The sequence below is a fragment of the Capillibacterium thermochitinicola genome, assembly GCF_013664685.1.
Taxonomy (GTDB): Bacteria; Bacillota; UBA4882; order UBA10575; family UBA10575; genus Capillibacterium; species Capillibacterium thermochitinicola.
Genome location: NZ_JAAKDE010000002.1, coordinates 38,282 through 64,714 on the forward strand (window position 1 = coordinate 38,282; position 26,433 = coordinate 64,714).

Genomic DNA, 26,433 nt, shown 5'->3' on the forward strand with positions numbered 1-26,433 from the left:
CGGTTTCGGATTTGGCAGGGAGGAAGAAGAGGGAATGTTTTCGAGGGAATAGTTGTAATTATCGGGAATGATTCTTTTATGGAGTATTGTTTTGCAACCACTCTTCCTTCAGGATCCCGTAGTGAAGAACATCATGGTAAATCCCCTTGATTTTCACCTCCTGCCGGCCTTTTCCTTCGAATTTCATTCCACACTTCGCCATGACGCGGCCGGAAGCTTCGTTCCCGGCGTAGTGGGTCGACTCCACCCGGTTCAAACCCAACTTGGAGAAGGCCAGATCGAGGATGAGCGATAAAGCCTCGGTCATATAGCCACGGTTCCAATAGTTCCGGTTTAAAACATAACCGAAACTCGCTTTATGGTGTTCGGGGCAGAGGCGCAGTTCGATACAGCCAATGCAGCGCGGTTCGTCTTTCAAGGTAATGGCGTAAACGTTTGGTTTGTTGAGATAAATCTCCCGGACGATCTTTTCGGTTTCGGCCAGGTCGGCATGGGGCGGCCAGGTTAGATACTTGGTCACCTTTTCATCACTGGCGTATAAAAACACGTCATTTACGTCATCAAGGGAAAAGGGGCGTAAAACTATCCTTTCTCCTTCCAGGATGGAGTTTTGGCGCAGGATCTCGTCGTAATCAAGCATGGGGAAACCCCCTGTTTTTGCTTTTTTTAATTAGAGAAGATTATAAACCACTCACTTAATTATTTAAAGAGAGATTTTAATAAAATTTGTTGCCTCGTCCTGCCAAAAGCAGGAAGAATTTTTAAATTGTAGAAAACAATTAATTACTTGGCGAAAGTAGACATTTTCCCCCATAGGGAGGTTGGGCAATGAAAGAAAAGTTGAAGCAAAAAGTGGTCATGATCATCTTGATTGTTCTCATTTTCTTATCGACAATCTGTGCTGCTCCCGCCTAGAAGAAACGGCTTGGCGCGGAACGGTGATGAATTGGCGGAGCTGGGATGCGATGAATTAATCTAACTTCTATTGACATTTGACCGTAGATCGTTTAAAATGACTTGAAAACTTAAGTAGGGCCTTTAAAACTTGTCCCGTGAGGCAAGGAAGGCAGAACGAACAGAAATTTTCTGTGCATGACCACTTTCTATGCTTAAGCATGCTTAAGGATAGGAATGTTAAGCTGCCTGCGCTTGCCGGCAGCTTTTTTTGATTCCGCCGTTTTGTTCAGAGCTTTGTTCCTCACCCCTTTAAGGTTATCCCGTGAGGTAGCCAAGGGTAAGCTGGATTGGCACTGCAATTCCTCCTGCCTTTGGCCAGGAGGTTTTTTGTATCACCCCGCAAGTTTGGAAGGAGGTTTGCCCCATGCACTGGAGACACCGGAACCTGTTGGACCTGGATGCTTTAACCGCTGAAGAGATTGAACATGTCTTGCAAACCGCAGTCCCCATGAAGGAGATTTTGGCGCGCCCGCTCAAGAAACTGCCGACCCTCCGGGGAAAATCGATTGCGCTGATGTTTTACGAGAACAGTACCCGGACGCGGACCTCGTTTGAAACGGCCGGTAAAATTTTGGGGGCGGATGTGACCAACTTCTCCGTGGCCCAGAGCAGTGTCAACAAGGGAGAAAGCCTTTATGATACGGCCAAGACGCTGCAGGCCATGAAGATTGACCTGGTTGTGATCAGGCACGCCAGTGCCGGCGCGGCCGCTTTTCTGGCCGAACAGCTCAAGGCGGGTGTGATCAACGGCGGCGACGGGGCGCATGCCCATCCCACCCAGGCTTTGCTGGATTTTTTCACCCTCAAAGAACGGCTGGGGGAGATTGCCGGGAAGAAAATCGTGATCGTCGGCGACATTCTCCACTCGCGGGTGGCCCGCAGCAACGTATTGGGCCTGAAAAAACTCGGTGCGGAGGTGGTGCTGGTGGGACCGCCGACGCTGCTCCCGCCGGAAATGGGCTACTTGGGGGTCAAGCTCTCCCATGATCTGGACCGGGAACTGCCCGGGGCGGATGCGGTGATGGCCCTGCGCCTGCAGTTGGAAAGGCAGGAACGGGGCTTGTTCCCGTCCGTCCGTGAGTACCACCGGCTCTACGGTTTAACGAAAGAACGCCTGGCCAAAACCGGGAAAGCGACCATCGTCATGCACCCCGGGCCGATCAACCGCGGGGTGGAGATCGCCAGTGACCTGGCAGACAGCACCAGTTCGGTGATTGAGGAACAGGTGACCAACGGGGTGGCGGTCCGGATGGCTTTGCTCTATCTGCTGATGGGAGGAGGAACGAGCGATGTTGTGGATTAAAGATGCGCATCTTGTCGATCCGGCCTGCGGGATCTCCGGCCGCGGCAGTCTGCTGGTGCGGGAGGGCCGGATCCATAAGGTGGTGGTGGGCGAAACGTTAACCGCCGAGGCGGTCTTGGCCCTGCTGGGCTGCTCCGACCTGGCGGCGGTTGACCAGGTGGACGGAACGGGCATGTATCTCTTCCCCGGTTTGGTCGATGCCCATGTACACCTGCGCGAACCGGGACAGGAGGAGAAGGAGGAGATCCGCAGCGGGGCCCGGGCGGCGGTGCGGGGCGGTTTCACCTCCATCCTGGTCATGGCCAATACGCAGCCGGTGATCGACAGCCGCGCGCTGGTGGAGTATGTCCGGCTGGCGGGTGAACGGGCGGGTAAAGCCCGGGTCTATCCGGTGGCCGCCGTGACCAAGGGGATGGCCGGGAAGGAGATCACGGAGATGGTGGACCTGAAGGACGGCGGGGCGGTGGCCTTCTCCGACGACGGTAAAGGGATCCAGAGCGCGGAGACCTTCCGGCTGGCCCTGGAGTACGCCAAGCTCACCGGCTGTCCGGTGATCAGTCACTGCGAGGACGACAGTTTGGCCGGGGCGGGCGTGATGCGAAAGGGTGAGCACTGTGCCCGGCTGGGCCTCAAAGGGATTCCGGCCAGTGCCGAGAGTGTGATGGTGGCCCGCGATGCCCTGCTGGCCGGGGAGACCGGGGGCCGTCTCCATATCGCCCATGTGTCGACCAAAGAAAGTGTCCAGGTGATTAGAATGGCCAAGAAGGCCGGGGTTGATCTCACGGCCGAGGTCAATCCCCATCATTTACTCTTGGCCGACGAGGATGTGCCGCTGACCGACACTTCATATAAAGTAAACCCGCCGCTGCCCAGCCGGGCGGATCAGGAGGCGTTGCTGGAAGGACTGTTGGACGGGACCATTGACATGCTGGCCACCGACCACGCACCCCACACCTGGGAAGAGAAGGCAAGGCCCTTTGCGGAGGCGCCCTTCGGGATCAACGGGCTCGAGACGGCTTTGGCCGCGGTGTGGCAGGAGCTGGTGGCCAAGGGGAAGCTGACCCCGGAGAAGTTGGTTGAGCTGTGGGCGGTCAATCCGGCCCGCCGCTTTGGGCTCACGGGCGGGACGTTGGCGGAAGGCAGCCCGGCCGATCTGGTCCTTTTTGACCCGGCGCGGCGGGAACGGGTGACGGCGGAAACCCGGGAGTCCAAAAGCCACAACACGCCGTTTCTCGGCCGGGAACTGCAGGGCTTTCCGGTAATGGTCTGGGTCGGCGGCAAGCTGGTCGTGAAGGACCGGAAAGTGTTGGACTGAAATAAAGAACAGGACAAAGGGGGCAAGGCCATGGCATGGCTGGTTTTAAAGGACGGTAAAGCCTTTGCCGGGGAGGAGTTCGGCTTCTGGCCGGAAACGGACGGCCCGGTCAGCGGCGAGGTTGTTTTTAACACGGCGATGAGTGGTGTTCAGGAGATGATCACCGATCTGTCTTACGCCGGGCAGATTTTGACCTTCACCCAGCCCCAGATCGGAAACTCCGGCTGGCGCCGGGGGGCCGGTGAAGCCGGTAAAGTACTGTTGAAAGGGATCATCCTCCGGGAGCCGGCCGCCGGGGCGGGGGCACCGGGGGCCGACGGCAGTCTGGAGGAGTTTTGCGTTAAACAAAAGATTCCCGGGCTCAAAGGGGTCGATACCCGGGCGCTCGCTAGGTATCTGCGGCAAAAGGGAACGCAGCCCGGGGTGTTGGTGCGCGATTTAGAGGCCGGGCAGCGTTTTTGGGCCGCGCCCGCTCCGGAGGAGAACGGACCTGCGCCCCATTGGGTCTACCAGGCCACGACCGCGGAAGGCTACGTCATTCCGGGCGCGGGGCCGGTGGTGGCCGTCCTTGATCTGGGCGTGAAACGGAGCCTCCTCCGTTGCCTCCAGCAAAAGGGTTTCTGCCTCCATGTGTTCCCGGCCGGGACACCGGCGGCGGCGATCCTGGAAGTGAAGCCCAAGGGGCTGGTGGTCAGCAGCGGACCGGGGGATCCGGCGGCGCTGCCGGCGATCCAGGCTGAACTCCGGAAACTCAGCGGGCGACTGCCCATCCTCGGGATTGGGTTGGGCCACCAACTGCTGGCGCTGGCGGCGGGGGCCGAGACGTATAAACTGCCCTTCGGCCACCGGGGCGGTAATTATCCGGTGCAAAACCTGGTGAGCGGCAAAGTGTTGATCACCGCCCAGAACCACGCCTATGCGGTACGGGCCGAATCGCTAACGGGGACGGGCTTTATCGTGTGGGCGATAAATATGAACGACGGCACCGTCGAAGGGCTCCGCCATACGGAGCAACCGATCCTCACGGTGCAGTACCAGCCGGAAGCGGCTCCGGGCCCGGCCGTGCACGACGGGGTTTTTGCCTGGTTCGCGGCGGTAGTGGAAGGGAGGATGGACCATGCCGAAAGGGAACTGGCGTAAGGTGTTGGTGATCGGTTCGGGGCCGATCATCATCGGACAGGCCGCCGAGTTTGATTATGCGGGGACGCAGGCCTGCCGGGCGCTTCGGGAGGAAGGGATCGAGACCGTCCTGGTCAACTCCAATCCGGCCACGATCATGACCGACCAGGAGAGCGCCGACAAAATTTATATCGAACCCTTAACCTTGGAGTTTTTGGAGCGGATCATCGAGAAGGAGCGGCCGGACGGGCTCCTGCCGACGATGGGCGGGCAGACCGGTTTAAACCTGGCCTTTCAGTTGGCCAAGGCCGGGGTGCTGTCCCGCTGCGGGGTCACCTTGCTCGGGACGCCGCTGGAAAGTATCGGGCGGGCCGAGGACCGGGAGGAGTTCCGGGCGCTCCTGCAAGAGTTGAACGAACCGTTTCCGGAGAGTACGATCGTGGCGGAGGTGGCGGAGGCCTTGGCCTTTGCCGAAACTATTGGCTATCCGGTGATTGTCCGGCCCGCGTTTACCCTGGGGGGAACCGGGGGCGGCATCGCCCGGAACGCGGAAGAATTGCGCCAAATCGCCGAAAACGGCCTTAATGCCAGCCTGATCCGGCAGATTCTGGTGGAAAAAAGTGTGGCCGGCTGGCGGGAGATCGAGTTTGAGGTTTTGCGCGACAGTGCGGGGAACAGCATTGCCGTCTGCCATATGGAGAACGTGCATCCGGTGGGAGTCCACACGGGCGACAGCATTGTGGTGGCCCCCTGCCAGACCCTGACCGCCGAGGAACTGCAGTGTCTGCGGGGGTCGGCGTTGAAGATCGTCGAGGCGCTTGGAATTGCCGGCGGGTGTAATGTCCAGTTCGCCCTCCACCCGGAGAAATTGGAGTATGTGGTGATCGAGGTTAATCCGCGCCTCAGCCGTTCCAGTGCCTTGGCTTCCAAAGCAACGGGCTATCCCATTGCGAAAGTGGCGGCGAAGATTGCCATCGGTTACACCCTGGCGGAATTGAAAAACGCCGTCACCGGCCAGACCAGCGCCTGCACGGAACCGGCTCTGGATTATGTGGTGGTTAAGATTCCGCGCTGGCCCTTTGACAAGTTCTCCGATGCCGACCGGACGCTAGGCACCCAGATGAAATCCACCGGCGAAGTGATGGGCCTGGGGCGGAACCTGGAGACGGCGCTCAATAAAGCCGTCCGCTCCCTGGAGATGAAGGTCTTTGGCCTGCTCGATCCGGGGCTGGAGGGCTTAAGCGACGCCGAACTGGAAGTCCGGTGCCGGCAGCCGGCGGACGACCATTTATTCATCATCGCCGAGGCCTTCCGGCGGGGCTGGGCCGTGGCCCGCGTTGCCCATCTGACTCAGTGGCACCCCTTCTTTTTACAGAAGATCCAGGGGATTGTCGCCTTGGCGGCGGAGCTGAAGGCCAACCCCTTTAGTCTTGCCGCCCTGAAAGAGGCGAAACGGCTGGGCTTTGCCGACCGGGAGGTGGCGCGGTTGTGGGGCGCCACCGAAGAAGAGGTCTATGCTTTCCGGATGAAGTATGGCCTGCGGCCGGTCTTTAAGATGGTTGACACCTGCGCCGGGGAGTATGAGGCGACCACCCCCTACTTTTACTCCAGTTACGACCAGGAGGATGAGGGGGAAGTCAGCACCCGCCGTAAGGTGGTCGTCCTGGGTTCCGGGCCGATCCGGATCGGGCAGGGGATCGAGTTTGACTACTGTTCGGTCCATGCTGTAAAAGCGCTGCGCCGGGCTGGTGTGGAGAGCATCATTATCAACAACAATCCGGAGACGGTCTCGACCGATTTTGATACGGCCGACCGGTTGTATTTCGAACCGCTCACTCTGGAGGATGTCTGTGCGGTGCTGGAAAAGGAGAAACCGGAGGGGGTCATCGTTCAGTTCGGCGGCCAGACGGCGCTGGGGCTCTGTAAAGGGCTGGCCGCCCGGGGTTACAAGATTCTGGGGACGGCGGTGGAGGATATTGACCGCGCCGAGGAACGGGGCCTCTTCGACCGGGTCCTGCAGGAGATTGGGGCCCGGCGGCCGCGGGGCGGCTGCGTCTCCACGGTGGCCGAAGGGGAGCGGCTGGCCGGGGAGCTGGGTTACCCGTTGATGGTCCGCCCCTCTTATGTCCTGGGGGGACGGGCGATGCAAATCGTTTACGACCAGGCGCAGCTGCGTACGGTTTTAGACCAGGCCCTGCAGGAGTTCCCCGCCCAGCAGATCTGGATCGACCAATACCTTGTGGGGAAAGAGGTGGAGGTGGACGCCATTGCCGACGGGGAGACGGTTTGCCTCCCCGGAATCATGGAGCATCTGGAGCGGGCCGGGATTCACTCCGGGGATTCGATCGCCGTCTACCCGCCCCAGCGGGTGTCGGCAGAACAGCAAGCGGCCATCACTGAGCTGACGGCGGCCATCGCCCGGAGCCTGCGGATTAAAGGCCTGTTGAACATCCAGTATGTGATCCACCAAGACCAGGTTTACGTCTTGGAAGTCAACCCCCGCTCCAGCCGGACGGTGCCGTTCATGAGCAAGGTGACCGGACTGCCCATTGTCGACCTGGCGACCCGGGTCATGCTGGGGGAAAGCCTGCCGGCCATGGGGATTGCCCATGGGCTGAAGCCGGCCGGGGATAAGGTGGCCGTCAAGGTTCCGGTCTTCTCCTTCTCGAAGCTGCAGAAGGTCGAACCTTCGCTGGGGCCGGAGATGAAATCCACCGGTGAAGTGATGGGCATCGACTACCAGTACGCCAAGGCGCTCTACAAAGCGTTGCTGGCGGCCGGGATGCGGATGTCGGTCCACGGTACTTTGCTGGCCACCCTGGCCGACCGCGACAAGGCCGAAGGGGTGGAGCTGGTCCGCCGCTTCCATAACCTGGGCTTCCGGTTGGTGGCGACCGAAGGAACGGCGAAGGCCCTGCGCCAGGCGGGTCTTGAAGTGACCACGGTGGCGAAGTTGCACACCGGTTCGACGGCGATCCGGGACCAGATCCGCCAGGGGCAGGTCCAGTGTGTGTTGAACACGACCACCCACGGCCGGAAGACGGCCACCGACGGTTTCGCCATCCGCCGGGCGGCGGTAGAACAGGGGATTCCCTGCTTTACCAGTCTGGACACGGCGGCGGCGTGGTTGCAGGTGATGGAAGAGACCGTGCCGAGTTTGATTGTGTTGTGAGCAGAAATGTGGCCAAATGGTATTTCCCCTTCCAGTGAATTTCCTGGCGTATTCTAAAGCTCAGCTCCGGTTGAAAGCAGGCAGATCGCTTTATGGTTTCTCCTGAACCAAAGCGGCTCGCGACCTCCATGTCGCTCGACCTTCTTTCAACCTCCGCTTCGCTAAGAATACTGTGCCAAGAAATTCAAGTCTGTGGAGAATACCATTTGGCCCGGCTGGGGGAAGGCGAACAAAGGTAATTATACACGAGTAACGGGTAACGAGCGGAAAAGGCACGTTTTATCGGAAGATTATTAAAAAAAGAAATTAGGTGATAGGCATGCTCCATCGGGAGACGGTGCTTGAAAACCGGAGTTTAGGTTCGGCGATCTACCGGCTGGTACTGAAGGGGGCGGTGGCGGCGACAGCCCGGCCGGGCCAGTTTGTCCACGTGCAGGTGGGGACGGCCACCGACCCCCTATTACGGCGGCCGTTCAGTATTGCCGGGATTGACCGGCCAAAGGGGGAGGTTACCATATACTACCGGGTCACCGGCCGGGGGACCGCCCTCCTTACCCGGGTACGGGCCGGGGAGACCTTGAGCGTGATCGGGCCGGTGGGGAAGGGGTTTACGGTCCCGGCCGCGGGCGAACTCCTCCTGGTGGCCGGGGGGATCGGCCTCTTTCCCCTTCTTGCCCTGCTCGCAGCGGTGGACCGCTTGGCGGTACGGGTCAAAGTCCTGTGGGGCGGGGAAAACCGGAGGTTTCTGGAGGACGTCGGCCGGGCGACCCTCTTCCAGATGGGGGTCGATTATGCCGTGGCCACGGTGGACGGGAGTATGGGCCACCCCGGTTTGGTGACCGATCTCCTTCAAGCGGCGCTGGCGCCGGAAACAGCGGCCGGCCAACAAGCAGAATCCGCCCCGTCTGGCGGACAGGCCGGAGCTTTGGTAAAAAGCCCGGAAGGGCGCACGGCGATAACGGTGGCGGCCTGCGGCCCCAAAGGGATGTTACAGGCGGTCGCCGCCTGCTGCGGCCGGGCGGGCGTCCCGGTGGAGGTGTCGTTGGAAGAGCGAATGGCCTGCGGGATCGGGGCCTGTTTGGGCTGTGCCTGTTTGGTGCGGACCGCCGAGGGGACGCCGGTGCGGCGGCGGGTCTGTAAGGACGGCCCGGTCTTTGACGGCAGGGAGGTGGTCTGGGATGAAACCGGTTGACCTGACCACGCGTCTGGCCGGGTTAACCCTGAAGAATCCGGTCATGACGGCCTCGGGCACTTATGGTTTTGGGGAAGAGTATGCAGCCTTTTACGATCCATCCCGCTTGGGGGCGATTACGGTGAAGGGGATTACTCCTTTGCCGCGCCGGGGAAACCCCGCACCCCGGGTGGTGGAGACCCCTTCCGGCATGTTGAACGCGGTGGGACTGGAGAATCCCGGTCTGGACGAGTTCCTCACCACGTACCTGCCCCGGCTGGAAAAGCTCAAGACGCCGGTCATCGTCAACATCTCCGGTTTTTCCCTGGATGACTACGCGTTAATGGCTGCCGCGCTACCGGAAGATTCCTGTATTGCGGCGGTGGAGGTCAATATCTCTTGCCCCAACATTAAACAGGGCGGGTTGGCTTTTGGCACGGACCCCAAAAGCGCCGAGGCGGTCCTGAGCGCAACGCGCAAAAACACGAAGCTGCCGCTGATCGCCAAACTTTCACCCAATGTGACCGACATTGTGACACTGGCGAAGGCGGTCGAAAACGGCGGGGCCGATATAATCTCCTTGATTAATACGCTTTTGGGGATGCGGATTGACATCAAAACGAGAAAACCCGTCCTCGGTAACATCATGGGCGGGCTTTCCGGCCCGGCGGTCCTCCCGGTGGCCGTGCGGATGGTATACCAGGTCTACCAAGCGGTCCGCCTGCCGATCATCGGGATGGGCGGGATCAGCACCTGGCAGGATGCGGTCGAGTTTATGCTGGCGGGGGCCTCGGCGGTCAGCGTAGGAACGGCCAATTTTGTCAATCCCCTGGCCCCGTTGGAGATCATCGACGGGCTGGCGGAGTATTGCCGGCAGAACGGTTTTACGGCGGTCCGGGAGATCGTTGGCTTGGCCCACCGCTAGAGGGGAATAAGCACCGGCTCGGCCAGCTGTTAGAAGGAAATAATCCAGGCCAGGCGGGGGTTGAATTAAACCGGTTTGGATGCTGGGGTTGGTAAAGGATAGTAAAGGAGAGAAACGGACCGATTTATGAAGACCGGGGATCCGGGTAAAAAAGGAGGACTGGGTAAATGGCGGTAAACAAGGATTGGCCGGGGGGACATAACCTCAACGAAAAAGTGATGGTGGCGCTGGATGTTGATTCCCGTACGCAAGCGCTGGCCTTGGCGGAGGCCCTCCAGGGCTCCGGCTGCTGGTTGAAGATTGGGCTGGAACTGTACGCCCTCTCCGGACTGGAGCTGGTTGAGACCTTTAAACAGATGGGCTTTTCCCTCTTTCTCGATCTGAAGTTGCACGATATTCCCAACACGGTGGAACGGACCCTGAAGGTGCTGTGCACTTCCGGCGTGGATATGGTGAACATCCACTGCGCCGGGGGTTATACCATGATGGCGCGGGCGGCGGAGGTGTGCCACGAGGCCGGGATCAAAGTGATCGGGGTCACGGTGCTGACCAGTATGGGCCCGGAAGACCTGCGGGCGATTGGAGTACAGGCCAGCCCGCAGGAGCAGGTGGTCAACCTGGCCCGTCTGGCGAAAAAAGCCGGTTTGGACGGGGTGGTGGCTTCGGCCCAGGAGGCGGCGGTCCTTCGCGAACAGCTGGGCCCCGAATTTATTCTGGTTACACCGGGGATCCGGCCGCCGGGGAGTGCGAAAAACGACCAAGTCCGGGTGGTGACGCCGCGGGAAGCCCTCCAGGCGGGCAGTTCATACCTGGTGGTCGGGCGGCCGGTGACCAGGGCGGCGGATCCGCGGCAAGCCCTGGCGGCGCTTTGGGAGTAGGGTGTGGTTTATAAGGTGGGTTTGATTGGGATTGGATTGAATTGCGTGAAGGGGGAATCCATATGTGTGAAGGTTACGGCGGTATGAAGGCCGGAAGCCCCATGGGGGTAACGGAGATTATGGCCATTTTTAACGAGACCGGCGCCTTGCGCCAAGGGCATTTTGTCCTGACTTCGGGGAAACACAGCGCCCAGTATATGCAGTGTGCCCAGGTTTTACAGTATCCGTGGCTGGCGGCTACTTTAGGGGAAGCTCTGGCCGCCCACTATGCCGGGGTAGGCGTGGAGACGGTGGTCGGACCGGCGATGGGCGGGATTCTGGTCGCCCATGAAGTAGGCCGGGCCTTGGGCGTGCGCGCGCTCTTTGCCGAACGGCAGGACGGCAAAATGACCCTGCGCCGGGGTTTTACCCTCAAACCGGGGGAAAAAGTTTTGGTGGTGGAGGACGTGATCACCACCGGCGGGTCGGTGCAGGAAGTGATCGACTTGGTTAAGGACCTTGGCGCCGAACCGGTGGGGGTGGGCGTTCTGGTGGACCGCAGCGGAGGCCGGGTGACTTTTGCCGGCTTGCCCCTCCACAGTTTGCTGTCGCTGCAGATTGAGGCGTTTGCCCTGGAGGAGTGTCCCCTTTGCGCCCAGGGGATTCCCTGGGAGAAGCCGGGGAGCCGGGGTAATGCCTAGTTGCGGTCGGTTTGTCCTTTCGGTTTGTTGAAACGGCCGGTGCTTTGCTTATAAACCGCTTATAATCTACTGATCAACTTTGGTTCATTTTGGTTTCTTACCGCTCAGATCTGCTTGATATTATTGTGTCTGACATATAAAGCCAGCATTTTGACTAAAAAAGCATCGCGGAAACTTGAAACCGGATCAAGGTTGGTCAGGTTTTTCATTTTTTGCAGACGGGCGCTGATGGTATTCCGGTGGATCCGCGTTTTGGCGGCGGTGACCGAGAGGTTCATACAGTTGTCAACAAACGCTTCGCACGTTTCGATCAAGTCTTGGGGAAGGGTGCCGTCCTTTCTGGTCAGTTTTTTCAGGGCGGGAAGGAGAAATTTATTGATGATTTGCGGTTGGAGATGTAAACAGACATTGTCAAACAAAAGGGTTTCCAGGCTATAAAATTGGGCGTTCGGATCCGTCTCCTGGCCGATTTCCAGGGTTTCAATGGCTTCGAGCCAACTTTTGCGCAGTTGCGTAATGTCTTCGTAAAGGTTGCCGTAGGCGATGCTAAAAGAAAAACCGGAGAAGGAACTCAAGGAAGCGGCCAGGTCACGGCAGATTACATCCAGGGCCAAGTAAATCCGGGATATATCCGGCGAGGGAATAAAGGACTTCAGAATCAAGATCGTATTGCGGTCGGCAGTGTAGACAAGATCTTGAGAGTTGAGATAACGGTTGGCGCGGATGCGCTGAAAAACGGTTTCCCGTAATTGCTCAATCGAAGATTGGTATCCCAAATTCAAGTTAATATTGAAGTAGCTGGTTTGGTAGTAATTAAGCCGGATACAGATGACCGTCCGTAATAATTGCGGATCCAACTCATGACTGTACATCAGCGAATAGAGCTTTTCCTTGTCAACATGATCCGAAAGGATTTGGCTGGCAATTTGGGCCATTTTATATTCAGGGCTATGGCTGTCGGTTTGTTCAGTGGTGCTGTACAAAAATTCCAAGGTGATTTCCAGGAGCATTTTGATGGTATTGCCGGTTTGGACCGCCGCTCCGGCCGGGCCGCGCACAATGACCGTACCAAACAAATTGTTTTCTTTCATCACCGGTGTGCCGTAAACTACAACGCCGGCGTCGGTGGATTCGGCGGCGTTACTCTCGATGGTGGCCGGGCGCATGATACTAATGATATAACTGGCGGTCCGGCTGGTCTGTCCGATCCGTTCCTCGTTGGTCGCCGATAAAATGCGCGTTTCCGCATCGGTAATGTAAATAGTGAGGTGTGGGGAGCGGAATTTTTCCAAAATATGATTGATAAAGTCGACATTGATCATCTTGTAATCCCTGCCCAATAATGTATAGTGCAAAAAGCACAGGTTTCATCATAAATAATACAATACTTATCAGAATAGCACAACTGTCATTTAAACAACTTAAAACAAGAAAAGAAAAATGTGCAATATGCACATAATAAAATAAAACAAACAGATAAATTGTACAATGTTTCTATAAGATTAATATTGATCAAGCGTAGCGGCTTATTTATACTTTTAGTTGAGAAGTATGATCATACTTTCGACAAGAGACGAAACTAAGGGGGAAAATGGATGTACTCAGTAATTCTGCTTGTGTTGGGCGTAGCTTTGCTGATGGTGATGATCTCGAAACTACGAATTCATGCTTTTTTGTCCTTGCTAATTGTTTCCTTGCTTCTCGGGGTAGCCGGCGGGCTGTCGTTAACTGATGTGGCGAACATGGTTGCCCAGGGCTTTGGCGGAACAATGCAGAACATCGGGATTGTCATTATCTGTGGTGTGATCATCGGTGAAATCTTGGAAGTTACCGGTGGCGCCCAAAAAATTGCCGATTCTCTTCTTCGTTTAGTCGGGATCAAACGGGCACCCCTCGCCACCGCGCTAACCGGCGGGGTTGTTTCGATTCCGACTTTTTGCGATTCCGGTTTTGTCATTCTCAATCCGGTAATTAAAGCCCTTTCCCGGGTGGGGAAGATACCCTACATGACTTTGGTGATGGCCTTAATGACCGGTTTATTAACCACCCATTCCCTGGTCCCGCCCACGCCCGGTCCCATTGCCGCTGCCGGTATTCTCGGGGCCGATGTCGGGAAAGTTATGATCTATGGGCTAATTGTTTCGATTCCCGTGATCCTCGGGACCCTGCTCTGGTGTAATTCGACATATGTCCGTAAGAAGTATCCGGAGATTGCCGAAGCGGACAGTGATGATCTGGCGGCCAATGAACAATTTAAAGAAGTAGTCAAACATGCACCTTCCACCTTTATGTCTTATCTGCCGATTGTATTGCCTATTATTCTCATTGTCGTCCGTTCTTTCGTGTTGCAGTACGGCAATGCGGAAAGCGGTTTGGGGCAGTTCATCGCTTTTGTGGGTACACCCTATATTGCGCTCTTGATTGGTACCTTGGTTTCGTTCCTTTTACCGTCCAAGATTACAGCTGAAGTCACCGATACTTGGGTCTCCAGGGCGATTGAAAAGAGTGCCGAAATCCTGCTCATCACCGGGATTGCCGGTTGCTTTGGGCGTGTGTTGCAAGGGATTGGGGTCGGCAATGTGTTGGCCGATGTAATCGCCAAAACCGGCTTGCCCAGTGTCTTACTGCCCTTTACGATTTCCGCCATTGTTCTGATTGCGCAGGGTTCGGCCACAGTGGCCTTGACCACCGCCTCGGCGATTGTGCTGCCGCTCCTGCCGTCGTTGGGAATCTCGCCCGAGTTGGCCGTGATCTCGATTGCCGGCGGTTCCTTCTGTGGTGTTTTCCCACAGGGCTCCTATTTCTGGTGTGTTACTAAACTGGCCGGTTATGACATTAAAAAGGGCTATGTGGCAGTGACCGCCACGACTTTCGTCATGGGCGCCATCGCCTTGGTTTCCATTTATATCTTCTCACTATTTGTCCATTAAGCAACAACTCCCCAGCATCCGGTAGTCTTTGCGGACCTAGACTTGGTATCGTCAGAGAGGAGGGAGCGGAACAAACCGGCTCCCTCTTTATAAAACTTACGGAGGAATTGACATGATCGACATTTCCAACCAGAAGATCCTCGAAGAATATTTACGGCAACGGAAGCTAATCAGCGATGCGGATGGTTTTAAACTCGAGTACTGCAAGGGTGGTGTTTCCGGGACTGTCGTCTATGTCGAGCGTCCCGGAAAACCGCTGATTATTAAGCAAGCTTTGGCCAAACTTAAAGTGAAAGAGACGTGGCTCTGCGACCCGAACCGGATGAATATCGAATACGAAAGCAATAAAATTTATCACGAACTAATGCCGGAAAACGCGCCGGAAGTCTACTTTTACGACGAAGAAAATTACATCTTCGGGCGGGAAGCGGTGCCGGCCGGCTGCACGATGTGGAAAGCCGACCTCCTGGACGGGCTCCTTGACTTCAAGATTGCGCAAAAGGCCATTGAGACGATGGCGGTGGTGCATAAGGAATGTGCCGGCGATCCGGCGGTGGCGGCCAAGTTTGCGGACAAGAAGATCTTTTATGATTTGCGGATTTCACCCTATATTATTTTTACCGTCGGGAAACACCCGCAGCTACAGGCCTATGCCGACCGGGTGAGTACCGAGTTGATGGAACGGGAGATTACTCTGGTCCATGGCGACTATAGTCCCAAGAACATCATGGTTGTGGGGCGCGGGATCAAGGTCCTGGATTATGAGGTGGCCCATTACGGGCATCCCGCTTTTGATTTGGCCTTCTTCTCCAACCACTTTATCCTGAAGGCGGTTAAAAATCCCCACTTTGCCCAGGCTTACCTCAATATGCTGGCTTATATGATCGGCCTTTATTTTGACCGGGTGGACTATATGGACCGGACGGAACTGGAGTCTTGTTATATCCGGACCTTGGCGCTCTTGATGATTGCCCGGGTTGATGGCAAATCGCCGGTGGAGTATCTGACGGCGGAACCGGAGAAACAAGAATTGGTACGCCGGATGACTTTTGGCCTCGTGGCCGAGAAGATTGAAAACTTTGCCGATGCCCTTCGCTTGATCAGCAAGTCGGTGGGCGGATGAGGAGGAGACAACATGAGTGACTTTACCATTACGAAGATTCAAGCCCGGCAGGTTTTTGATTCCCGGGCCAACCCGACGGTGGAAGTGGATGTGACCCTGGCTTGTGGAGTTGTCGGGCGCGGGACGGTGCCTTCCGGTGCTTCGACCGGGCGCTTTGAAGCCCTAGAACTGCGGGACGGGGACCCGGCCGATTTGGGCGGCAAAAGCGTCCGCAAAGCCATCAGGAACATTGAAGAGACCCTGGCCCCGGCCCTGATCGGGAAAGACGCCACCCACCAGGTGGAACTGGACAACATGATGATTGAGCTGGATGGGACAGAGAATAAAAGCCGCTTGGGCGCAAACGCGATCTTAGGCTGCTCGATGGCGATCGCCCATGCGGCGGCGAAGGCCAAAGGGGAGCCCCTCTTCCGTTACTTGGGCGGAGCCAACGCCAAAGTATTGCCGGTCCCGATGATCCAAATCATCGGCGGGGGGGGCGCATGCCGTCAACTCCGTCGACATTCAGGACTATTTGGTGATCCCGCTGACGGCCACCAGTTTTGAGCAGGGCTTGGCGATGGTGATTAATGTTTATAACGCGACGAAAAAGGTCTTCACCCGGACGGGCCGCCCGCTTTCCATCGCCGATGAGGGCGGTTTCTGGCCGACGGCTTTTAAGTCCAATGAAAAAGGCTTGCAATTGTTGGTGGCGGGGATTGCGGAAGCCGGCTATGAACCGGGGAAAGATCTCGCCATCGCGCTTGACGTTGCTTCGAGCGAATTCTACGATCCGGAGCGGCGGGTTTATCGGTTCAGCCTCGAAGACCGGGAGTTTACGTCGGCGGAATTTGTGGACCTGTTGTGCGAGTGGGTGGATAAGTACCCCATTATTTCCCTGGAAGACGGCTGTTCGGAGCTGGACTGGGAAGGTGCCGTCCTGCTCACGAAAAAACTGGGGAAAAAGGTCCAGTTGATTGGGGATGACCTTTTTACGACGAATATTGCCCGCATCCGCGCGGGAGTGGAGCGGGGAGCCTATAATGCCGTTTTGGTGAAAATGAACCAGATTGGCACGATTACCGAAACCTTGGATGCCATCGAGTTTACGAAGAACAGTGGTTATCTCCCGGTGATCAGTGCCCGGAGTGGAGAAACGGAGGACGCGACCATTGTCCACCTGGCGATCGCCACGAATGCGGGCCAATTGAAAGTTGGGTCGGTCGCCCGCAGCGAGCGGGGGGTTAAATGGAACGAAGCCATCCGGATGGAGCAACTCCTGGGTGCGGAGGGGATCTATCCTTCCGGCCGGATTTTTGACCGCATTATTCAGCGTTAATGTGCCGGCGGCACGGAATGCTTCTTAATACCAAGGGAGGAGAAAGGGGGAGAGGAAGGATCTCCTCCTTTCTCTATAACTGTACTGGAGGATGATTGATGTGTTATAGTATGATTGATCACGATTGGTCGAATCCAGTTTCGTTTTGGGAGGGGAGAAGCGGATGGCCCCGAAAATGACGATGACCAGCAGGGAACGGGTGATGGCGGCGATCGCGGGAGACGAGTTTGACGTCTTTCCGGCGGTCAGTCCGACTTCGGTGGCTACTATCGAAGGGATGCGGCGGTCCGGTGCCAGTTTTCCTTCCGCCCACACCAACGGGGAAGAGATGGCGGAGCTGGCCGCAGTGGGGCATGAGGAGTTTGGCTTTGACACGGTGGCCCCCTATTTTTCGGTCCATCTTGAAGCGGCGGCCTTGGGGGCGAAAGTGGACTGGAGCGACCAAACCAGTACCCCCCAGGTCATGGCGACCGCCTTTCACAGTTTGGATGAGTTTGCGATTCCCGACAATTTTCTCTCCCGTTTTGAGTTCCAGCAACTCTTAAGGGCTTTGCGGCTTTTGCGTAAGCGCTTCCGGGGCGAAGTGGCGGTGATCGGGAAAGTGATCGGGCCATGGACTTTAGCCTATAATCTTTACGGGGTGGAGAATCTGATCCTGGATACCATCCTGGAACCGGTGAAGACCCGTGCCCTCATCGAAGAACTGGCGAAAGTGCCATTGGAATTTGCCAAAGCCCAATTTGAAGCGGGCGCTGACATTATTACCTGGGCCGACCATGTCACGGCCGATCTGGTCAGTGCCAAGATCTATGAAGAGTTTGTGATGCCGGTCCACGCCCGGGTGACCCGGATCTTACAACAATACGGCCCGTTGATTTTACATGTCTGCGGGAATGTGGCCGACCGCTTCCCCCTGTTCATCAAGGCCGGTTTTAAGTGTTTCCATATGGATTCCCGGAACGATATTGCGGAGGCGGTGGCGATGGCCGGTGACCGGATCAAAATTGTCGGGGGGATCAATAATCCGCTCACCCTGTCCCAGGGGACCCCGGCGGAGGTCCGGCGGGAAGTGGAGTACAACCTTGCCTGCGGGGTGCAAATGATCGGTCCGGAGTGTGCGATTCCGACGAGCGTGCCGACGGAGAATCTGAAAACCTTGGTGCAAACCGTCCACAGCCATAGTCCGGAGACGGTAAAAAAACTTCAGGACTACGGCAGGAAAAAAAGTTGACCTTATTATGTTTTGGTAATTTTGGGTAAAATATGGTACAATTACCTGTGTTGGAAGAAACCTAAGGGGAGGAGGCCCGCTCATGAACAGGTGGAAATTGGCGGTCAAGGTGTTAATCGCCGGCTGCATCTTTATCTTGGTGGCCGGCGGCTTGGCCGAGGCGAACCCCAGCACCAGCGCCCGTTACGAATCTGTGGAGGAGCTATTCCGGCTGATGAGATTTGAGGAAAACTTGGCCTATTCCTTTGCCCAAATCCGTCCCATGCTTTTTGAGCAGTTTCAGCAAGGAATACCCGAAGATCTGAATCCTGAACAAATTAAGATCATGGAGAAATATATCGGTAAACTGATGGATCTGATGGAAGAGGAGATGGGTTGGGCGAAGATTAAGGATGATTTTATCCAAGTTTACATGTCGATCTATACGGAAGAGGAGATCCAGGAGCTGATCAAGTTTTACCAGACGCCGGTGGGACAAAAGACAGTCGCCCAAACGCCGGTCCTTACCCAAAAGACAATGGAGATAACCCAAAAGTATCTGATGGCGACGTTGCCGAAGGTCCAAGCCCTTGCCGAAGAGATGCAGGCGGAGATCGAAGCCGCCAGCGCAATGTAGACCGGCGTGTTTATCTTTCTAGAAATCCGGACGGAAAAAAATTGCGCTCCCAGCCCCGGACGACGGGGCGGGAGCGCTTTGATCGCTTTGTTGATGATTAACTCGCCGTTTTTGACCTGCCTGAGTTCATCCATGACTTTTACCGCAAAATCAAAAAATGCTTTGCTGACCTTTTCCAAACGATTCAGATTCACAATGCCGGAGTGAAAATCTTCATACTTCAAAAAGTCGTCATTATCCTCAAAAAGCTGTCCATAACTGGTGAAAATATCACCGGCCAGCGTGGAGTAGAAGATCTTAACCGTCATGGGTTTAATCTTGTTATCTTTGAAATAGTGGCCAATTTCATAGGTTAATTCTTTCAGGGAAGCAAAGTCCCCTTGGCCAATGTATTCGATAACACTGGGACTGTACTGTTCTTTAAGAATAAACACATTCACATCTTTAAAATTAATCTCTTTTGTATTCTGGATTAATCCGTGTTGCGGTCCGGAATAAAAGAGAATCCCCGTTTTCTCGATAAAATCGTTATAGATATCCGGCCTTTCCCTTAGCTCATCAAAAGGATCGGTGTAGATTATTTGCAACGGCAGATCAAAGTATTGCCTGGCGGCGTTGCTGACCAACTCAAAAATCTTTTGGATCCGGTAGGCGGTCATTTCCCGAGCGGAAATCAGGAAAAGATAATTATCCCGCAGGTGATTATAAAGATATTCCAGTCCTTTCTCCTGCAATTGGTCATAGACAATGTTCAAAACGGCATTGTGCTTCATCTTGTTTACTTTAGGGTTGTTTTGCCCTGCTTGTTCACCAATACCGATACTGGCCCACACAAATCTGGTATTGTCAACGGTAAAATCCAATTCGGCACAGCGTTCAACGATTTTCTCATCAACATAAAAATCACTTTTAATCAGGTCGTTCAGTAACGACCTCTTCATATCGTGGCGATCGCTTTTCATCCGCAGTTGACTATTTTTTGTCCGCCGAAGCACATCGATTTTATTTTTTATTTTTTTCATCACGCTGATTAACTCTTCATCTTCGACTTCGGATTTTAGAATGTAATCATCCGCCCCTAATTGTAATGCTTTTCTGGCATACGAAAATTCATCATAACAGGTCAGCACCAGGATTTTAATATCCTGATTTTCCTTTCGGATCTCTTCGATCAGCCAAAGCCCGTCCCGTTTTGGCATTTTGATGTCGGTGATTAAAACGTCCGGATGATGCTTTTTATACTGTTCGAAACCCTGTTCCCCATTGGAAGCTTCGGCGGCCACGGTGAAGCCAATATCCTCCCAGTTGATGGTTGTTTTCAGTCCAATCCTGACCAGAACCTCATCATCAACAATCATCACCTTGTACATTGGTTCCACCTCCAGTAACCGGCATGGACTGTGGGAATCAACACGGCAGTTTGAGAATGACCGTTGTCCCTTGGCCTAACTCCGTCTTAATGTCCAGTCCATACTCATTGCCACAATACAGTTTTATCCTCTGATTGACGTTGTTGAGCCCCACTTTGGAAAATTTGTTCCGGTCCGAAGCGGCTTCAAAGATATTCTCCAGGATTTCTTCTTTGATCCCCGGACCGTTATCGCTGATGGCAATCAGGAGTTGATGACCGTTTTTGTAGATTTTGAGGACAATTTGTAATTCTTCATTTTCCATCCCATGAATAATCGAATTCTCGACGATTGGTTGCAGAATTAATTTGGGAACGATTAGATCAAGACAGCTTTCATCGACGATGTATTCTATATTTATGGCTTTATTAAAACGTAGATTTTGGATGACCATATAATCTTTTACATAATCCAGTTCTTCCCGGAGCGAGATCATGTTCCGGCCCAGGTTTGTACTGATGCGCAATAATTTGATCAACGCGGTAATCGCCTTACTGACACTTTGATTTCCCTGGATTTTAGCCATCCATTTGATCGTGTTTAAGGTGTTATAGAGAAAATGGGGGTTTATTTGTGCCTGGAGGGCCTCGAGTTCCAGTTCTTTCTTTTCCTGTTCTTCTTTGACCAGTTTGTCGATGAGGATCTGCATTTTGGCAATCATCTTGTTTAAACTGTCCCCCAGTTGTCCGATCTCATCATTTGTTTTTACGGTCGCCCTCGCCTGCAAATCCCCTTCTTCGACCCGTTTAATCACGTTCATTATTTTAAACATCGGCTCGGTATACCTGATGGCAAAAAGAATGATGTAAAGGACAATGGCAATACCGTAGAAGAGTCCGCCAAAGGTTAAATATCTTTGGATTTTGTTGATCTCTTTAAACAAATAACTGGTCGGGACTGTTTTGATAATCTTCCAGCCGTTATCGATGGTCGAGTAAAGAGCGACTTGTTCAATCCGGTCGCGAAATTGGATCTGCCCCTTTTTGTTGGCCAAGATTTCACCGGCATAGGCCTGGTTAAGAATGCTCTCGCCAATTCTATTCTTCTGGGGATGACTGATGATACGTCCTGCTTGATCACAGATAAAAACTTCGGAACCCTCATCCTCCTTAATGCTGGTGTACGCTTGTTCTAAAATCACTTCATCCAGATCAATCAACAAATAACCGTATTCATTTAAAGTGTTGAAATCAATAATCTTCCGCCCAAGGGTAAAGTAGTACTTTTTAAAGGTACCGGCCAGGATCTCCACCATTTCTTCTCTGGTCGAAAGCCAAACCGGTTGGCCGGAAGAGTTAATTAGCGCTTCATCAACCCTTGCCAATTGCGAAGCCAACTTGGCGCCGGTTAGATAATAATCCTTGTCCAGTAACAAGTGGATTGCTTCAATATCCGCCCGTGTCGTAATAAAATTCCGTAGTTTGATGTTAAAGTCGTTTTTGCTGAAAACCGACGGATGGCGCAGCATTTCTAAGAAACTCTGGTCGGAGACGATGATGATCGAGAATTTTTGCAGATCGTTCAAGTATAAACTGATTTTTTCCCCGGTCTCATAGACCGATTCAAGGGCGGTGGTAATATATTTGTCGATAATGATCTCTTTAACCGTCCGGGAATATAAAATCGCGCCGAGGGTGATGGGTACCCCAATCAAAAAAACAGCGATAATTCCCAATTTAAACCGTAAAGAATTGAAGAATCTTACTTTAGTCACGCAAAACTCACCGCAATTGCCTTATTTATTAGTCTTGTTTTTGATCGCTTGTAATTCCCGGTAAATCTTCTTGCTGACGTATGCACTGTCCAGATCATTTTTCACCATTTCATGGAGGTTACTAATCAACACCTTCTCCACTTCATAGAAGTTTTTGATCTTCGGCCGGAAATAGATATTCTCCGGCTTCCATGCCTCCAATACGGCTTTCATGTGTTTAAGATCGTTATATTTGGTCCCCGGGGTAAGTTCGTCCAGATAATCGTCTAGTCTTTCGTAAGCTGATTTCCTGGTTGGTAAACTGCCTCCCTCCGGATGGACCAAAATTTCCAACTGCATCTCGGTGGAAGTCGCCCAGGTAATATAAAGCCACGCTGCTTTCTTTTGAAGCTCGGAGGCGTACTTATTAATGCCAATCCCGGAACCCCCATAGATATTGGCGCTTCTCCTTTCACCGTAAGGAAGGATCGCATACCCCACCTTCCCCCGCACCTTAGATTCTTCATTCTCGATATAAGTGCTGTTTTCATCCCAGTTCGGCATCATGGCGATTTCGCCGTTGCGGAAAGCATTGGCCAAATCGGTCCAATTCCAATTAACACTGTCCGGGGCGGCGGCTTTGACCACCGCTTTATATACATCCAGCGCTTTGACGAATTCCGGTTCCAAAACCCGGATTTCGTTAAAAGTGTCCACCCCTAAAGTATTGACGTTGGGATCGGCAAAATAATCCCCGCCGTAGGCGGCAAGAATGTTGGAAAACTCACAATAAATGGAGTTATGCGCTTGCGCCATCTGTCCACTTCCATACTTTACCTCGGGGACGTTTTCGGTAATCCACTGCGCTACTTCAATATATCTTTCCCAGGTAAAATCCTTTGTCCCCGGCGTCCAGTCATAACCCATTTCGTTATAAAACTGGTCTCTGTACTTGTCGAAGATATCTTTCCGGTAGTATAAAATCATCGTATTACTGTCAAAAGGGACGGCGTACAAGTGGTTTTTTTCCTTGAAATAAGAAAGAACTTCGGTTTGATTTTCGATGAAATCGTCAGGAAAACCGGCCAGTTTGGGTAAATGGGGGTCTTCATTATAGGGATTGAGGTCTTCTAAGTAATCGTAGAAGCGATTCAGGGTTTGATAGGGATCAACATAGATAAGCGGATAATCCCCGGTTTGAAACAGTAAATCCTTGTTGGCTTGCTGGATTAAAGTTTCATAATCCATCGAGCGGATCTTGACATTTATCCCGGTCATCCTGGAAAAAGCCTCGGTTTCATGGGAAAGAACATTGGCGTTGATATTGTTTTCCACGATAAAATTCAGGGTAATCCCCTGGAATTGCCGGAGATCATAGCCCGCGGGAATTTGCAGGTTTTTGAAATTGGTATTTTCATGCTCAAAGCGCTCGGCAGTAATTGGGTCTGTACGCTCGGCTTTTTCGTTTTCGAGCGGGCTTTTCGAGCAATTAAAGTAACGGGGCAAAGAGAAAAGAAGAATTATAATAATGATCATTAAGATTAAAAGCAGTCTTTTTCTGGTCATCCCCCATCACCTGCTTTTGTGAAATAAACTCGGTCGGCGACATTATTCAACATTATTCTAAAATAATTGTAGAGGAACTGGAGAACGGACGCCAAGAGGTTCTTTCTGGAGAAGATGCGCCTTTTTTCCGGCGACCAAGCCTCTTTGACCTTTCGGCGTCCCGCGTTTTATGGCCTTGTGCTGTAAGCTTGGAAAGGCCCAGGCCGGTTTCGTATTTTATTTGACCTGATTCGCCATCCGGAACCGGATGGCTTTTTTTATTTAATTTGTAAACTTTATTATACACCAAGATTAATAATGGGATGCGAAATGATTAAAATAAAACATCTAAACCTTAAAAAATTGTAAAGAAAATTTACAGAAAATATAAACAAGTGTGCCTATAAGCAAAAAAGGACAGTACTTCATTAATTGGTGTTATTTATTGAGACCAGACTTCGGTTTATTATTCATAGTAAGAAAGGGAGCGCGGGAAAGCCAAACCGGAAAGGAGCAGAGTTTGGAGACCGATGAGCAGTAACATCAAATTACAGGTTTGTAATATAGAAAAATCTTTTCCTGGCGTCAAGGCGCTGGACAAAGTCAATTTAACGATTGAAAAGGGTAAAGTCCATGTCTTATGCGGGGAGAACGGGGCGGGAAAGTCCACATTGATGAAGATCATCAATGGTATTCTGCAACCGGATGCGGGGCAGATCTTGATTGACGGCAAGGCGGTGGCGATCAACAGCCCGGTTCAAGCCCGGAACCTTGGGATCTCAATGATCAATCAAGAGCTGAACTTTATTCCGGAGATGACGGTTGAAGAAAATTTCTTTTCCGGCAAGTGGCCAACGAACAGATACGGTAAAGTGAATTGGCGGGAGATCCGGAGCCGCGCCCGGAGGCTGCTGGCGGAAGAAAACTTGCCTTATGATTTAAACACTAAATTAAAGGACTTGTCCATCTCCGACATCCAGCTCCTGGAGATCGCCAAGGCCATATCCGACAATGCAGACCTCATCATTATGGATGAGCCCACTTCGGCGATCAGCGATAAAGAAACGGCTGTTCTGTTTAAAAAGATAAACTCCCTTAAACAACTCGGGAAAAGTATTATTTATATTTCCCATAAAATGGATGAAATCTTTGAAATCGCCGATGAGATCACCATTATGCGGGACGGGAAGGTGATCGATTCCAAGCCCAAAGACCAACTGGATAAAGACACGGTCATTTCGTTGATGGTCGGCAGAAAACTGTCGGAGAACTTCCCCAAAGAAAATGTTGGCATCGGGGAGGAGATTTTAGAGGTCGAGAACTTTACCCGCTACGGAGTCTTCCAAAATGTTAATTTTCATATCCGCGCCGGGGAGATTGTAGGGTTTGCCGGTTTGGTCGGGGCCGGCCGGACGGAAATTTTACGGAGCCTTTTTGGGCTCGATCCCTATGACCGGGGCCAGATTAGGATCAAGAAGCAAGCGGTGAAAATTCGTAACCCCAAAGACAGCATCGAGCGGGGAATGGTCATGCTCTCGGAAGACCGGCGGCGCTACGGGATTATTCCGGTTCGGAGTGTCCGCGAAAATATCACGGTGGCCAGTCTGGAGAGGTTTATCTATAAAGGGCGGTGCCACCGGAAACAAGAAAGAGAAGCGGTCACCCAAAAGTGCCGGGAAATGAATGTCAAGACCCCGACCATTGAAAAAGAGATCAGCGCTTTAAGCGGCGGTAACCAGCAAAAAGTTGTCCTGGCCAAATGGATGATGAATAATCCTGATATCCTGCTCCTGGATGAACCAACCCGCGGGATTGATGTGGGGGCCAAGTATGAAATATATAAGCTAATGACTTTATTGGCCGGACAAGGTAAAGCAATTTTGATGGTCTCCTCCGAACTGGCGGAGTTGATTGGGGTGTGCGACCGCATCTATGTGCTGGCGGAAGGCACAATCCGGGGAGAACTGCAGCGGCCGGAGTTTTCGCAGGAGGCCATTATGAAACTGGCGGTGGGCGAATAGTTACTGAATAACTCGATGAAAAGGAAGATGAAAAGATGAGAGGTTTAAATTTAAGGGTCGATTTTAGAAAAATGAGGCAGAAATACGGTATTTTACTGGTCTTGGTTGTTCTGTTTGTTATTTCCTCACTGCTCAATGAAAACTTCTTGTCGATCAGAAACTTGACCAATATTTCCCGGCAGATTTCAATCACGACCATTTTAGCCTTCGGGGAAACAATCTTGATTATCTGCGGCATGTTGGACCTTTCCTGCGGTTCGGTACTGGCTTTAGCCGGGCTGCTTTCCGTCTCGTTGTATAAAACAACAGGTGATTTATTCCTGGCTTTCTTGCTGGCGATCGCGATTGCGGTCTTGTGCAATATCTTGAACGGTCTCATGGTAACTAAGTTTGATACCCCGCCGTTTATTGCGACGCTGGCGATGATGACCATGGCGCGGGGGGCCGCCCTCCTTTATACCAATGGTCAAAATATCTACCAAATTGGCAATTATATCGTGTTTGGCCAGGGATCAATCGGGGGAGTTCCGACGCCGATTATCTTCCTGGTGCTGATTGCGATCGTCACCTGGTACCTCTTGAATCACACCCGGTTGGGGCGGTCCATATACGCCATTGGCGGGAATGAAGAAGCGGCCATTGCTTCCGGGATCAATGTGAAGCGAGTAAAGATGAAAGCGTATATTATCAACGGCCTTTTTGTCGGGCTGGCCGGGGTGATTTTCATGTCGCGGGTGAATGCCGGCTTGCCCAACGGTGCGGTGGGTTTTGAGTTTGAAGCGCTGACCGCGTCCATCATTGGGGGAACCAGTTTTTCCGGGGGCATCGGTACGGCCTGGGGAACGATCATCGGCGCGTTTATAGTCGGGATTCTCAACAATATCATGAATTTGGTCGGTTTAAATGCCTATCTCCAACAGATTATTCGTGGCGCCATTATCGCTCTGGCCGTAATTTACGACATGTATGCCAAGAAAATGAGGGTCAAGCGTAAACTGGGGTCTATTGAGGAAGCGGCTTAAAATGG

18 protein-coding genes and 2 pseudogenes are annotated in these 26,433 nt (G+C 53.3%); 15 read left to right on the forward strand and 5 right to left on the reverse strand.

Translation table 11 applies throughout. The features are described from left to right. Positions 1-76: 76 nt before the first annotated feature. Positions 77-640, reverse strand: coding sequence for a GNAT family N-acetyltransferase (locus tag G5B42_RS01025; RefSeq protein ID WP_181338586.1), 564 nt, complete (start codon positions 638-640; stop codon positions 77-79). Between the two features lie 681 nt (positions 641-1,321). Here G5B42_RS01025 and G5B42_RS01030 point away from each other — a divergent pair. The 8 genes from G5B42_RS01030 (at position 1,322) to pyrE (ending at position 11,520) form a co-directional block, all read left to right on the forward strand. Next, the gene (locus G5B42_RS01030; protein ID WP_181338587.1) at positions 1,322-2,260 is read left to right on the forward strand and encodes an aspartate carbamoyltransferase catalytic subunit; all 939 of its coding nucleotides are present in this window, start codon (positions 1,322-1,324) and stop codon (positions 2,258-2,260) included. Next, positions 2,247-3,575, forward strand: a complete 1,329-nt coding sequence (locus G5B42_RS01035; protein ID WP_181338588.1) for a dihydroorotase — start codon at positions 2,247-2,249, stop codon at positions 3,573-3,575. Before G5B42_RS01030 ends, G5B42_RS01035 begins: the two co-directional genes overlap by 14 nt. A gap of 30 nt (positions 3,576-3,605) precedes the next feature. Beyond that, positions 3,606-4,715 carry a glutamine-hydrolyzing carbamoyl-phosphate synthase small subunit gene (gene carA / locus G5B42_RS01040; RefSeq protein WP_181338589.1) on the forward strand — a complete coding sequence of 370 codons (1,110 nt, stop codon included), beginning with the start codon at positions 3,606-3,608 and terminating at the stop codon, positions 4,713-4,715. Further along, positions 4,693-7,866, forward strand: a complete 3,174-nt coding sequence (carB, locus tag G5B42_RS01045; RefSeq protein WP_181338590.1) for a carbamoyl-phosphate synthase large subunit — start codon at positions 4,693-4,695, stop codon at positions 7,864-7,866. Before carA ends, carB begins: the two co-directional genes overlap by 23 nt. 337 nt (positions 7,867-8,203) lie before the next feature. Beyond that, entirely contained in the window at positions 8,204-9,058 is an 855-nt protein-coding gene (locus tag G5B42_RS01050; protein WP_331274003.1) for a dihydroorotate dehydrogenase electron transfer subunit, read from the forward strand. Then, a complete protein-coding gene (locus tag G5B42_RS01055) occupies positions 9,045-9,962 on the forward strand; it encodes a dihydroorotate dehydrogenase (protein ID WP_181338592.1) in 918 nt (305 codons plus the stop codon). Before G5B42_RS01050 ends, G5B42_RS01055 begins: the two co-directional genes overlap by 14 nt. 167 nt (positions 9,963-10,129) lie before the next feature. Continuing rightward, on the forward strand, positions 10,130-10,840 hold the full coding sequence (gene pyrF, locus G5B42_RS01060) for an orotidine-5'-phosphate decarboxylase (RefSeq protein WP_181338593.1): 711 nt from the start codon (positions 10,130-10,132) through the stop codon (positions 10,838-10,840). 83 nt (positions 10,841-10,923) lie between these two features. Next, complete coding sequence (pyrE, locus tag G5B42_RS01065; RefSeq protein WP_181338664.1) at positions 10,924-11,520, forward strand: orotate phosphoribosyltransferase; 597 nt, start codon at positions 10,924-10,926, stop codon at positions 11,518-11,520. A gap of 104 nt (positions 11,521-11,624) precedes the next feature. Here the strand turns inward: pyrE and G5B42_RS01070 are convergent, their stop codons facing one another. Next, positions 11,625-12,842 (reverse strand): PucR family transcriptional regulator, encoded by a 1,218-nt coding sequence (locus tag G5B42_RS01070; RefSeq protein ID WP_181338594.1) that lies wholly within the window; start codon positions 12,840-12,842, stop codon positions 11,625-11,627. 273 nt (positions 12,843-13,115) lie between these two features. On the opposite strand from G5B42_RS01070, the gene G5B42_RS01075 reads away from it, so the two are divergent. From G5B42_RS01075 to G5B42_RS11730, 5 genes and pseudogenes are all read left to right on the forward strand, one after another. After that, positions 13,116-14,450 carry a GntP family permease gene (locus G5B42_RS01075; protein WP_181338595.1) on the forward strand — a complete coding sequence of 445 codons (1,335 nt, stop codon included), beginning with the start codon at positions 13,116-13,118 and terminating at the stop codon, positions 14,448-14,450. Between the two features lie 112 nt (positions 14,451-14,562). Then, positions 14,563-15,573 (forward strand): phosphotransferase, encoded by a 1,011-nt coding sequence (locus G5B42_RS01080; RefSeq protein ID WP_181338596.1) that lies wholly within the window; start codon positions 14,563-14,565, stop codon positions 15,571-15,573. 12 nt (positions 15,574-15,585) lie between these two features. Continuing rightward, positions 15,586-16,891 (forward strand): annotated as a pseudogene (eno, locus tag G5B42_RS01085) (phosphopyruvate hydratase). A gap of 163 nt (positions 16,892-17,054) precedes the next feature. Beyond that, a complete protein-coding gene (locus G5B42_RS01090) occupies positions 17,055-18,122 on the forward strand; it encodes an MtaA/CmuA family methyltransferase (protein WP_231133118.1) in 1,068 nt (355 codons plus the stop codon). An 82-nt stretch (positions 18,123-18,204) separates the two neighbouring features. Then, positions 18,205-18,738 (forward strand): DUF2059 domain-containing protein, encoded by a 534-nt coding sequence (locus G5B42_RS11730; RefSeq protein ID WP_231133119.1) that lies wholly within the window; start codon positions 18,205-18,207, stop codon positions 18,736-18,738. A 1,037-nt stretch (positions 18,739-19,775) separates the two neighbouring features. Here G5B42_RS11730 and G5B42_RS11735 read toward each other — a convergent pair. The 3 genes and pseudogenes from G5B42_RS11735 to G5B42_RS01105 form a co-directional block, all read right to left on the reverse strand. Continuing rightward, a pseudogene (locus G5B42_RS11735) lies at positions 19,776-20,108 on the reverse strand (response regulator); the annotation flags it as partial. 37 nt (positions 20,109-20,145) lie between these two features. Beyond that, positions 20,146-21,861 (reverse strand): cache domain-containing sensor histidine kinase, encoded by a 1,716-nt coding sequence (locus G5B42_RS01100; RefSeq protein ID WP_181338598.1) that lies wholly within the window; start codon positions 21,859-21,861, stop codon positions 20,146-20,148. A gap of 21 nt (positions 21,862-21,882) precedes the next feature. Then, positions 21,883-23,376, reverse strand: coding sequence for an ABC transporter substrate-binding protein (locus tag G5B42_RS01105; protein ID WP_231133120.1), 1,494 nt, complete (start codon positions 23,374-23,376; stop codon positions 21,883-21,885). A 539-nt stretch (positions 23,377-23,915) separates the two neighbouring features. Here G5B42_RS01105 and G5B42_RS01110 point away from each other — a divergent pair. Together G5B42_RS01110 and G5B42_RS01115 are read left to right on the forward strand one after the other, a co-directional pair. Further along, positions 23,916-25,406 carry a sugar ABC transporter ATP-binding protein gene (locus tag G5B42_RS01110; RefSeq protein ID WP_181338600.1) on the forward strand — a complete coding sequence of 497 codons (1,491 nt, stop codon included), beginning with the start codon at positions 23,916-23,918 and terminating at the stop codon, positions 25,404-25,406. Between the two features lie 71 nt (positions 25,407-25,477). Next, entirely contained in the window at positions 25,478-26,428 is a 951-nt protein-coding gene (locus tag G5B42_RS01115; RefSeq protein WP_231133121.1) for an ABC transporter permease, read from the forward strand. Positions 26,429-26,433: the final 5 nt, after the last annotated feature.